This is a genomic window from Nostoc sp. NMS7 (assembly GCF_017115085.1).
Classification (GTDB): Bacteria; Cyanobacteriota; Cyanobacteriia; order Cyanobacteriales; family Nostocaceae; genus Nostoc.
On the sequence record NZ_JABXKJ010000269.1, the window covers coordinates 1 to 11,154 of the forward strand.

Genomic DNA, 11,154 nt, shown 5'->3' on the forward strand with positions numbered 1-11,154 from the left:
TTGGGCGCTCGGTGCGCTTCGCGCACCATTGCTTGTGCCAGTTGCGTAAGTCCTGAATTAAATGGATGAGCAGAATCACACCATAACTATCAATTTTATTGATTTTGTCACTAAGGCTCATTTCTTCTAACTCATCCACCAACAGCAGCGCCTCATGGATTTTGCCTTGTTCTAGAGATTGCCTAAGTTCTAACAGTTCTTCCATACTCAATTTTGTTTGTCTTGCTCTGATGTCAGGGCTATTTCGTTCTAGACATAAACATAGCTAAAGTCCGTTAAAACGGACTATAACCTTTTCTCAGTCGTCTTTAGACGACTTTAGCTATTAGACTCAGAATTCATTCTGAGGCGGGCTAGATGAGAATGAAATAGCCGTACTCTGATGTAAAGACTTCTGTAATTAGCCGATCTTCGACTTCAGAGGGGTCAGCTGTCTCAAAAAATAATTCCAATGCCTCAACCAAATTACTGTGTGCTTCTTCGATGGTGTCACCTTGGCTAGCAATATCTAATTCTGGACAAAGCGACACATAGCCCTTTTCCTCACGCTCAATAATCGCGGTAAATTGTTTTGTTTTCCTCATGTTTTACCTCTAGTTAAATCAGCTAATCTGATGATTTAATTATCGCTTTATTGGCTCTTCCTCCGCCAAGCTGGTTTCACCACTTGACGACTACGAGCGATCGCTAGAGAATCATTAGGAACATCTTCTGTGATCGTCGAACCAGCAGCCACGTAGACATCATCACCCAAGGTAATTGGAGCCACTAAAACGCTATTGGCACCAGTTTTAGTCCGATCGCCTATTTTAGTACGATGCTTCTTCACGCCGTCATAATTGGCAGTAATTGTACCGGCACCAATATTCACCTGATTGCCGACAACGCTATCACCTATATACGACAAATGTGCTGCATTGGTGCGATCGCCTAATTGCGTATTTTTCAATTCCACAAAATTCCCCACACGGCAACCAGCGCCCACCTGTACCTGACCGCGCAAATGAGCATAGGGCCCAATTCGGCTTCCGGCTTGCACAGTGCTATTTATTACCATAGAATATTGCACCGTGACGTTTTCACTCAACTGGCTATTTTCAATTAAACTTCCCGGACCAATATGACTTCCGGTTTGAATCACCGTATTTCCTCGCAGGTGAGTTTGGGGTTCAATAATTACATCCGGCTGTAATTCCACTGTTTCATCAATGGTGATGCTTGTAGGATCGATGAGAGTGACACCCGCCAGCATCCATTTTTCCTTGACTCGTTTTTGCAAAATTTCGTATGCTGTTGCCAGTTGCAGGCGATCGTTGATGCCGAGAATTTCTTGATAATCTTCCACATCCACTGCCATCACTTGTCCCACCTGAGTCACGGCATCGGTGAGATAGTATTCTTTTTGGGCATTGTTTGCCTGTAGATGGGGCAGCACCTTTGCCAAATCTGGCCAGCGAAAGCAGTAAACTCCAGCGTTAATCCGGTGATTTTGTCTTTGAGCAGCAGTACAATCCTTATGTTCGACCATTTGCTGCACAATATTTTCATCGTTACAAAAAACGCGCCCGTAGCCCGTGGGGTCGGATAGGTGGGAGGTGAGAATAGTGGCGGCGTTTTGATTTTGGGCGTGAGTTTGTAACATCTGCTTGAGCGTTTCGCTGCGTATCAACGGTAAATCGCCGTTAAGTATCAGTAAATCCCCAGTGTAATCTTCCAAGTGAGGAAGTAATTGCTGGATCGCATGACCTGTCCCCAATTGTACAGGCTGTTCGACAAACTCCAAACTGGGAATTGAATGCATGGCGGCTTGCACTTCCTCCGATTGATACCCTACAATCACGATTCGCCGTGAGGGTAAAAGTGGTTCAACACTTTCGAGAACTCTCTCTACTAGCGATCGCCCACCCAAAGAATGTAAAATCTTGGGTAAGCGTGATTTCATCCGTGTGCCGCGTCCCGCCGCTAGAATTGCTACAACTACCATAATTAGCTATCAGCTATCAGTGAAATTGTGATTAATACTGTTGGTACTTTAAGATGTCGGCTCAAATCATACCAGCTAATCATAGAAGACTAAAATATAAAAGGAGTTGGAACAACTTCACGCTCCTTAGCAAATAGCGTGTCGTATGTAGACAAGACTCCCTAACGTTAGTGCGCTGATGGGGTTTCCTCCATCAGCGCACTAACTAAGCTGAAAAACATCTAATTTGCATAACCGAATTAAACAGAACTCTTGTGGGGTGGGCAGCGTTCGACTGAGCGCTCACGCCGAAGTCTTTCCCGCCCTAATGGGAGCAAGTTAAATGTGGAACAGCTTACTACAAACCCTTAATTATTCACGCCTACTTACTTAATTAAGGGGTTAAAAAGTCTAAATGGTTTCCTGCTTGGGCACGCAAATCTTCCACAGTCCCCTGAATTTGTAACTTACCTTGATTAAGCAACACAATCCAATCAGCACGGCTAATTACTCTAGGACGGTGGCTAATCAGGATCGTAGTTTTGTCTTTGCGGTGGTACAACAGTTGATCTAAAACTTGAGCTTCACTAACTGGATCGAGTCCAGCAGTTGATTCATCTAAAATCAGCACAGGTGGATCATTAACGATCGCTCTTGCTATAGCCAGTCTTTGCCGTTGTCCACCAGAAATATTTGACCCAAATTCACCTAATACAGTTTGATATTTTTCAGGTAGTTTACTAATAAAATCGTCTGCCTCAGCAATTTGGCAAGCGGTGACAATTTGCTCAAAAGTGACGTGAGGAGAACCTAACCGGAAGTTTTCAACAATTGAGCGACTCCAAAAATGAGCATCTTGAGGAACCAGAGCAACTTGTTGCCGCAAACAATCAAGGGCTAGGTCTTGCAGATTATAAATACCAATGCGAATGTTGCCAGAAATAGGTGTATATAATCCGGCGAGCAATTTAGCAAAAGAACTCTTCCCACAGCCAGATGTACCAATTATGGCAATAACTTTACCGCCAGGAATAGTTAGGGAGAAATCTTCCAATAACTCCAACCTTCCAGGGTAGTGAAAGTTTAGATTTGTGCAAATAATATTAGCATTGCTAGGAATTTGAGCAAAGGGTTTGTTAGTATCGCCTTGAGTTTCCTGTGTGGCATCGATAACTTCTGTTAAGCGTTCAGTGGCAGTTTTAGCACGCATGAATTCATCTATAAATCCGATCACAGTACCGATGAATGCCAAAAAATTACCATTCATGGCGTTAAATGCGAGCAGTTGACCGATGCTGAGTTCCTTACTAATAACTAAAGTGCTGCCGAAACCAATTAAACAAACACTGCCGATAGCATAAACTAACCCAGAAAAGATATTGTTAATAATTCCAATCTGAATTGTGCGGAATGTTTGATTTGCTAACCGACCAAATCGATTCTGGAATTCTTCCCAAAATTGCGGACCTGCGGTAGTAGTTTTGAGTGTCAGCGCACCTTTAAAGCTTTCAACCAGAACACCTTGGTTTTCCGCGTCTAAAACTAATATACCTCTGACTTTCTGTTGAAGTGTAGGCAGGAAAACAACCGTAGATGAACTCATGACAATAGCAATAATGAAGGCTGCCAAGGTGAGTTTCCAGCTATAGAACAGCATGAAACTTAAAGAAACCACCGCAATAAAAAATTGGCTAGGCAGACTGACAACTATTTGGGTAACTAGCTGATTAATTTGTTCAATATCTTGCAATCTGCTCACAATCTCGCCACTGCGACGTGATTCATAGTAAGTCAGAGGCAACCGCAGGATTGTTCTGGCAAATTCCAGGACTAGACCTAACTCAAGCCGTTGGGCAAAATGAGCAATTAGATTAGATTGAAATAGTTGCAGACTACTTGACACCAGATTCATTGCCACAACAGCAATAATCAAAGCACCAAGCAGCTTGGTATCACCCCGAACCAGTACATCATCTGTCAGAATTTGAAGCAGGATTGGAGAAGTTAAGGAAAGCAGACCGATAATGATGGCGCACAGAAAAGCCTCGAATAGTATGCCTCCATAAGGCAATACACGCCGCATAAAGCGCCCAAAACCGCCTATTTTATCATCCGGTTGAGCATAAAAGCGAACCGAATCTGGCTCTAGCAAAAGCATCACCATATCCGGCCAACCATCTATTAATTCTTTTTTAGAGAGATAACGGATGTTAGCTGCTGGGTCGGCAACTATATATTTCTTGCCTTTTTGACCATACAAAACAACCCAGTGGTAGCCTTTCCAGTGAATGATTGCTGGTAGTGGTGCTTGGTCTATTCTGTCTAATATTTCTTTTGATGCCCTAACCGAACGCGCATTGAAACCAAGTGCCTCCGCTCCCCGCCTCAATCCCAACAATGTTGTTCCTAATTGCCCGGTGCCTACTGCTTCCCGGATACGATTTAGTGTAAAGTTACGCCGATAATGTTTGGCAATGGAAGCAAGACAAGCAGCTCCACAATCTTCCTCACTATGTTGTGTAACAACTTGGTATTTCATTTCAGACTCTAATACCCAATAACATTGTGACAAAACCTATAAATAAAAAAATAGCAGGGTTCTGTCCCTGCGTGGTTAAAGATTTGACCAAGAGTTTAGTTTTACTAAGCTAATCAGCATTTAAATTGCATAAAACCAAGTCTCAAGTCTTTACTAAAAGTGAATCACTCTGAAAACATAAATGCCGATTAGCTGATCATTCTCATATATCTTCACACTAGGAGAATAGACTTGCTAAGTCTAAAATCCCACCTGGTGTACTTACAATTGTAGTTATAGGTTTAGTTGTAGTTGATTTGACTGTCGTTACTTTTTTTATTGACACAGATGATCCCTTTTTCCCCGATGACCCCTTTTTCCCAGTTGTTCCCTTTTTTACAGTACCTTTCGTAACACTAACGTTAGCCGTACCACCACAGAGGCTTGCTTCTTCGGTTTCAGTTAGTGAGGTAAACATTGAAGATGTTTGAGCGCTTTTCATACTTAACCTAAGTTGCTAATTATCAGTTTTGAAGTTTTTAGAAAGTTGCTTTCAGTTAAGATAACGAGATGTAGTACGTACCAAAATCGCTATATCTTTAGTATATCAACCCATAAAACATCGGCAATTTTGGCATATTTACCTCACTTACTCCAAGCAAATAGATATACTTGCTTATTCGTTTAGAGTAAGTGAGGTAAAAACAACTTCGTTATCGTTCAAAAATTACTAGATTGTGATGAATCTGGTTAACTTAATCAAATAGTGACGCTTACTTCCCTAGTTGACTCCTCACCTTGAGTAATCAACTAGGAAAAAGAAACACTTAATATCAACAGTTGCATACTAGCAACCGTTGATATACTTTATTAACTTTGTTGAAGAAAAGTATTTGGTTAGTCAGAAACGTATGCTAGGATAACTGCGATAACCAACACAGCTAATCATTCGCCAAATAGTAACTTCACCTGCTTCAACAGGGTAGTTTATTTAGGACACTTTATCCGAGTAAAGACGCGGTTAATAGTATCTTTACGTTTAGTCTATCCTTTGTACTCAACCTCATAAGTTCGTCTACCAGCCATATGCAACGGCTGGCGCTCCATCTCCACCAGCTCCGCCATTACCGCCAGCTCCGCCAGTAACAGTGCCTCCACTAACACTAACATTGCCAGTGCCGCTATTGAGGATGCCAGGTCCGCCATTACCACCAGCTCCACCAGCGCCGCCATTGCCACCAGTAAGTGTAATGCTAGTAGTCTTAGTAGTGGTGGTGGTGGGGGTGGGTTTAGGTGCAGGCTTCTTTACTGGCTTCTTATACCAACCACCAGAGAAATTAGCTTCTTCGTTAGCGGTCAATGTGGTGAACAATGTGCTTTCCATAATCTTTAGTCCTCGCTTAGTTGATTGTTGGGATTAAACTAATATGCAATTCCTGGCGCACCATCTGCACCAGTTCGGCGTTCTCGCTTGATTGTTGGGATTAACCTAATGAAACGGCTGGGGCACCATCTCCACCAGCTCCGCCATTACCACCAGCTCCGCCTTTAACAGTGCCTCCAGTGACACTAACTTTGCCACTGCCGCTATTGAGGATGCCAGGGCCGCCGGCTCCACCAGCTCCACCAGCGCCGCCATTACCACCAGTAAGTTTAATGGTAGTGGTAGTAGTAGTGGTAGTAGTGGGGGTGGTCTTTACTGGTTTCTTCCACCAAGACTTATTTCCACCAGATAAATTGGCTTCTTCGTTGGCGGTTAATGTAGTAAACAATGTGCTTTCCATAGTTTAAGTTCTCGCTTGCTTGTTGGGATTAACCTAATGAAACGGCTGGCGCACCATCTCCACCAGCTCCACCATTACCACCAGCTCCACCAGTAACTGTGCCACCACTAACACTAACAGTGCCAGTACTGGTATTTGAGATGCCAGGGCCGCCAACTCCACCAGGTCCACCAGCGCCGCCATTACCACCAGTAAGTGTAATAGTAGTAGTGGTGGTGGTGGTGGTGGTAGGTTTAGCAGGAGGCTTCTTTACTGGTTTCTTCTTATTACCACCAGACAAACTAGCTTCTTCGTTGGCGGTCAATGTGGTGAACAATGTGCTTTGCATAGTCTTAGTCTCGCTTGATTGTTGGATTAAAGTCACGTCACTTCAAAGTTAATAGATATACACGGAAAGAGTATATTTAGTAACTTTTTCGTGTCGTTAAATGTATTATACGGCTCTTACTCAAAAGGTCAAGCAACTAATTTCTTAAGAAATATGTATTACGCCTCTTCAGAAAATATACTACATAGTTAGTATTTATACAAATTTAATTAAAAAACAAGTTGTGATTTATCAACTATTAATATAATTATGACCATCTAAAAACTGAACTTTGTCCAAAAATGTATAAGTTAAATTTGTTACCTATTATACTGAGAAAAGCCCGAAGATCCCCAGAATTTAAAGATATAGTAAAGTAAATATACAACATTTTTACAGGAGTTATACTTAAATAGTTTTATAAAATTCAAGACTGGGATTCTGCATTGTTGAATAAGTATCTCTATGTAAGCATCTTATTTTTTAATTATTTTATACTCAGTCTATTTGTCTGAGTATAATTTCTTTTAATATAAAAAGGCTTAAAGTTGCTTAATTATTGATTGATGGCAAAAAAGCTTGATTTATTATACAAAATATTTTTAAATAAATAAAGAAGGGATGAAATTTTAGATAAAAATTATAAAGATTTGATGATCGCAGTCAAATGCGCTAATTGTTATTTAAACTTAGCTGTATACAAACCTTATATTTACATACTAAGTACATCCAGGCAAGGCACTTATCAGTAATAAAAAAAAAGCCGCAGCTTTCGCCCTGGAGAGCAAAAACGCCAGAATTCTGGAATTTTTGCCAAAAATATCATTGAAATGGAAAAGAGCTTTCATTTTTTGGATGTCCCTAAATCTTGGTCGTCACCCTAACCCTAGGTAGATTTTTTTGCTAGATTATTTATACAACCAAAATGTTTTTTAGCCTTCATGCTCATTGACCCTCAACCAGACTTTCTCCGCCTAGTCCAAAACGACGAATATCTTCCCCCAATCAGCATCTGGACAAGGTTGGGAGGGATATTTTTAATTGGAAGTGTTGGCGCTACCTTCGGAATTACTAGTATCATCCAATACAATATAATCGTGAAGGCTGATGCTAGCGTCCGCCCAACCGGAGAAATACGGTTAGTGCAAGCAGCAGCTGAGGGAACAATCATAAGCATTAAGGTGAAAGAAAATCAGGTTGTGAAAAAGGGAGATACGATCGCACTCATTGACAACTCCCAATTGCAAAGTAAAAAAAGCCAAATACTCGGCAATATCCAGCAGAATCAGTTACAACGAGCGCAAATCGATGCACAACTCAAAGCGCTAAAAGCCCAAATGACTGCTGAATCCAATGCAACCGGACAGGCGATTTCATCCGCAAAAGCAGACTTCAGTCGCAACAAAAGAGACTATCAAGATAAGCAAATCACTAGTGAAACAGAAGTACAAGAAATACAAGCCTCTGTTGAATTAGCTAAAGAAGAACTGAAGCGATATGAGGAGTTGGGAAATACAGGGGCGATCGCCGTTCTCGAAATTAAAGAAAAAGAACAAGCTTTTAAAGCTGCAACTGCGAGACTCGAACGCGCTAAAGCTGGACTGAATCCCAGTGATGCTAATGTGGCGATCGCCCAAGAACGCATTGCCCAAGAATTGACAAAGGGTGAGTCTACCCTCGCTCAATTGAACAAAGACAAAGAGGAAATCATCAGGCGTCAAGTTGAAATTCAAAACCAAATTAGCAGTGCTCAACAAGAACTCAGACAAGTCTTTACCGAACTGCAAAAAACTGTAATTCGTACCTCAGAGGCAGGTACTATCCTCAAACTAGAATTAAGAAATGCTGGGCAAGTTGTCCGTGCTGGGGATGTGATCGCTCAAATTGCTCCCAACAATGCCCCTTTAGTAATCAAAGGCCGTGTTGCCGCTTCTGATATTAGTAGAGTCAAGGTATGTAAAGTCGTACAAGTCACAAAATGTCCAGAGGGAGAAGTACAAATGCGGTTTTCTTCCTATCCATACCCAGATTATGGCACCCTCAAAGGTGCTGTCAGAGGTATTAGTGCCGATGCGATTACATCTCAAGGTAACAGCAACGTTGCAATTGCGCCTTACTATGAGGTGACAATTGAGGCAGAGAGACTTTATTTAAAAAAGAGCGGTAAATCCTATCCTCTTCAACCAGGGATGGAAGTTACAGCTGATATTATTTCCAAAAAAGAAACCCTACTGACATTTATTCTTAGAAAAGCAAGGCTGCTAACAGATTTGTAGGCTCCTTCCTGCATTCCACGCCATTGAGAACTACTATCGCAATTCAAAATTTTTGATCTTGGAAAGTTCTGATCGGACTTGGCGTTGGCGCAGCCAGACCCTTCTCTACCAGACCCTTCTCTACCAGACCCTTCTCTACCAGACCCTTCTCTACGAGACGCTACGCGAACGGCAAGCTCAGGGCATGCCGCTGCGCGTTGCTTGGGAGGGTTACGCCTACGCGCATTTACAAAACTCCAAAAGCCGAAAATTCCTAGTGTGATAGTTTAGGGTGGGTAATGTGGGTTAAGGGGTTTTACAGTGGGTTTTTCTAATGAAAAAATTTTTGAGATACCTGGGTTTAGGTTTGCTATCTACGTTTTTCACTGCTACTCCCGGATTGGGAGCTGAACGTATTAGTTTTTATTACCCTCCCTTCGGCGAATTCTACTTATCTGTGGACTCGCTAGAAACTTTTGCTAAAGAAGGCAAAATCGATCAGGATTTTTCATTTTATGCTAATCGTGCTACTCCTCAACAACTCGCTCAACTGCGGGATCTACTCCAGCAACGCTTCAATGTCACTCCTACACTAGTATCTCAAGTTACCTACTCACCGATAGGCGAGCAGCTGATGCAACAGTTGGGAAAATTACTGCTCACTGAGTCTCGAAAGAACGGCTTCTATGCTATACGTGCCTCTTTGATTTTGGCTGCTGCTGATCAAAAGGGTTTAACAGTTGTGAATTTGCTGCGGAAATTTCCTAGCAATACTATACGGGTGAATTTCACGCAAGGGCTAAAGATAGTCGATGACTTGTCACAATTGCTCAAAAAGAAGGATGAAGTTGTTGCCTCTATTGAAAAAGAAGCGATCGCTCAAGCGGCCAATTCAACTACTGACTTCTTCCAACTGCCAGATTTGCGATCGCCAGGAAAATTCCGCTGGGATAAAAAAACCTTCGAGTTAAATGACGTTTCTCGCTCACGCCGTTTACCCGTGGATATCTATGTGCCTGCAACTCAAAACTCACAACTGACAACTCAGAACTCTCTGTCGTCTCCCTTTCCCCTAATTGTAATTTCTCATGGTGTTGGCTCAGACCGCTCTAGCTTTGTCTACTTAGCTCAACATCTTGCATCCTATGGTTTTGCCGTTGCTGTACTGGAACACCCTGGTAGTAATGCCAAACGCTTTCAGCAATACTTTGCGGGTTTGGCAGTGCCGCCAGATGCAGCAGAATTTATCAACCGACCTTTGGATATTAAGTATCTACTCAATGAACTGGAACGGCTAGAAAAATCTGATCCCACTCTCCAAGGAAAACTCAATTTTCAGCAAGTTGGGGCGATTGGTCAGTCCCTTGGTGGTTATACTGTTTTGACTCTAGCAGGAGCAAAGATTAACTTTAACCAACTGAGGCAAGATTGTAATCCCAATAATTCATCCTTTAATTTGTCGCTCTTGTTGCAGTGTCAAGCAAGTGAGTTATCGCCAAAAAATTACGAACTCAAAGACGATCGCATCAAGGCCATTATTGCAATTAATCCCATTGACAGCTCAATTTTGGGTGAGGGCGGAGTGAGTCAAATTAAAATGCCTGTAATGCTGGTAGCAGGTAGTCAAGATATTTTTGCTCCACCTGTATCTGAACAAATTCGCCCCTTTACCTGGCTTTCTGATCCCAATAAGTACCTAGTTTTGATCGAAAATGCCACCCACTTTTCGGCGATCGCCGCACCTACTTCTCAAAACGGTGCCTTACCTGTGCCATCTGCTTTGGTGGGTCCTAATAGTGCTGCTGTTTATTCCTATCTCAACGCCCTCAGCGTCGCTTTTTTGGAAACCCATCTCCTCAACCGCCCTGAATACCGTTCCTATTTGCAGCCATCCTACGCCATATTCATCAGTAAAGAGCGGTTTAATCTCAGTCTTTTACAATCGTTGTCAGCAGATCAATTCAATCTAATTTGGAATGCATCAACTGTCCAGTCAGTCAAACCATCAAAACCTCAACCTATCCCTATCCCTACCCATCCGTGAGAGATTAAGATAAAGCGCCTTTTGTCAATCAGCTAAAATACTCAGATATTCTAAAAAAAAGTGATACCTACGGTAAGCTAGGCTAACGCATTCTATTTTTGCCGCAAATGTAGTGGATCACGGCGACGTAATTCATCTGCGGACGCTACGCGAAGGCAGCAGCGCTTCGCTATCGCACTGTGCCAAGTTAATTTGAGATCAGCTGATCAAGGGTATATTTTCTTATATCCCTCTTTCAAGAAACACTTGACGTAAAGCTTATGTAGAAAGGGTTTGATAAAAT

The 11,154-nt window shown here is 42.2% G+C and carries 9 protein-coding genes and 1 pseudogene; 2 read left to right on the forward strand and 8 right to left on the reverse strand.

The annotated features are described in order from the left end of the window. From HWQ38_RS39640 to HWQ38_RS39675, 8 genes and pseudogenes are all read right to left on the reverse strand, one after another. Window positions 1-205, reverse strand: a pseudogene (locus HWQ38_RS39640) (hypothetical protein); the annotation flags it as partial. A 148-nt stretch (window positions 206-353) separates the two neighbouring features. Next, complete coding sequence (locus tag HWQ38_RS39645) at window positions 354-584, reverse strand: type II toxin-antitoxin system HicB family antitoxin (RefSeq protein WP_292805882.1); 231 nt, start codon at window positions 582-584, stop codon at window positions 354-356. Window positions 585-631: 47 nt separating this feature from the next. Then, entirely contained in the window at window positions 632-1,984 is a 1,353-nt protein-coding gene (gene glmU, locus HWQ38_RS39650) for a bifunctional UDP-N-acetylglucosamine diphosphorylase/glucosamine-1-phosphate N-acetyltransferase GlmU (RefSeq protein ID WP_292805885.1), read from the reverse strand. A gap of 373 nt (window positions 1,985-2,357) precedes the next feature. Then, entirely contained in the window at window positions 2,358-4,502 is a 2,145-nt protein-coding gene (locus HWQ38_RS39655) for a peptidase domain-containing ABC transporter (protein ID WP_292805888.1), read from the reverse strand. Between the two features lie 217 nt (window positions 4,503-4,719). Then, entirely contained in the window at window positions 4,720-4,983 is a 264-nt protein-coding gene (locus HWQ38_RS39660; protein WP_292805891.1) for a hypothetical protein, read from the reverse strand. Between the two features lie 573 nt (window positions 4,984-5,556). Further along, window positions 5,557-5,865 carry a hypothetical protein gene (locus tag HWQ38_RS39665; RefSeq protein WP_292805893.1) on the reverse strand — a complete coding sequence of 103 codons (309 nt, stop codon included), beginning with the start codon at window positions 5,863-5,865 and terminating at the stop codon, window positions 5,557-5,559. Window positions 5,866-5,965: 100 nt separating this feature from the next. Then, on the reverse strand, window positions 5,966-6,265 hold the full coding sequence (locus HWQ38_RS39670) for a hypothetical protein (protein WP_292805895.1): 300 nt from the start codon (window positions 6,263-6,265) through the stop codon (window positions 5,966-5,968). Window positions 6,266-6,293: 28 nt separating this feature from the next. Next, window positions 6,294-6,593 carry a hypothetical protein gene (locus HWQ38_RS39675; protein WP_292805898.1) on the reverse strand — a complete coding sequence of 100 codons (300 nt, stop codon included), beginning with the start codon at window positions 6,591-6,593 and terminating at the stop codon, window positions 6,294-6,296. A gap of 920 nt (window positions 6,594-7,513) precedes the next feature. Between HWQ38_RS39675 and HWQ38_RS39680 the strand changes: the two genes are divergently transcribed. Both HWQ38_RS39680 and HWQ38_RS39685 read left to right on the forward strand, forming a co-directional pair. Next, window positions 7,514-8,848, forward strand: a complete 1,335-nt coding sequence (locus tag HWQ38_RS39680) for an HlyD family efflux transporter periplasmic adaptor subunit (RefSeq protein WP_292805901.1) — start codon at window positions 7,514-7,516, stop codon at window positions 8,846-8,848. Between the two features lie 313 nt (window positions 8,849-9,161). Further along, window positions 9,162-10,871, forward strand: a complete 1,710-nt coding sequence (locus tag HWQ38_RS39685) for an alpha/beta hydrolase (protein ID WP_292805904.1) — start codon at window positions 9,162-9,164, stop codon at window positions 10,869-10,871. The last annotated feature ends 283 nt before the right edge of the window (window positions 10,872-11,154 follow it).

Bases quoted from the DNA above. Each gene is read 5' to 3' on its own strand.
- HWQ38_RS39685 (WP_292805904.1), top strand. From the start codon at position 9,162: ATGAAAAAATTTTTGAGATACCTGGGTTTAGGTTTGCTATCTACGTTT.
- HWQ38_RS39660 (WP_292805891.1), bottom strand. From the start codon at position 4,983: ATGAAAAGCGCTCAAACATCTTCAATGTTTACCTCACTAACTGAAACC.
- HWQ38_RS39655 (WP_292805888.1), bottom strand. From the start codon at position 4,502: ATGAAATACCAAGTTGTTACACAACATAGTGAGGAAGATTGTGGAGCT.
- glmU (WP_292805885.1), bottom strand. From the start codon at position 1,984: ATGGTAGTTGTAGCAATTCTAGCGGCGGGACGCGGCACACGGATGAAA.
- HWQ38_RS39665 (WP_292805893.1), bottom strand. From the start codon at position 5,865: ATGGAAAGCACATTGTTCACCACATTGACCGCTAACGAAGAAGCTAAT.
- HWQ38_RS39645 (WP_292805882.1), bottom strand. From the start codon at position 584: ATGAGGAAAACAAAACAATTTACCGCGATTATTGAGCGTGAGGAAAAG.
- HWQ38_RS39675 (WP_292805898.1), bottom strand. From the start codon at position 6,593: ATGCAAAGCACATTGTTCACCACATTGACCGCCAACGAAGAAGCTAGT.
- HWQ38_RS39680 (WP_292805901.1), top strand. From the start codon at position 7,514: ATGCTCATTGACCCTCAACCAGACTTTCTCCGCCTAGTCCAAAACGAC.
- HWQ38_RS39670 (WP_292805895.1), bottom strand. From the start codon at position 6,265: ATGGAAAGCACATTGTTTACTACATTAACCGCCAACGAAGAAGCCAAT.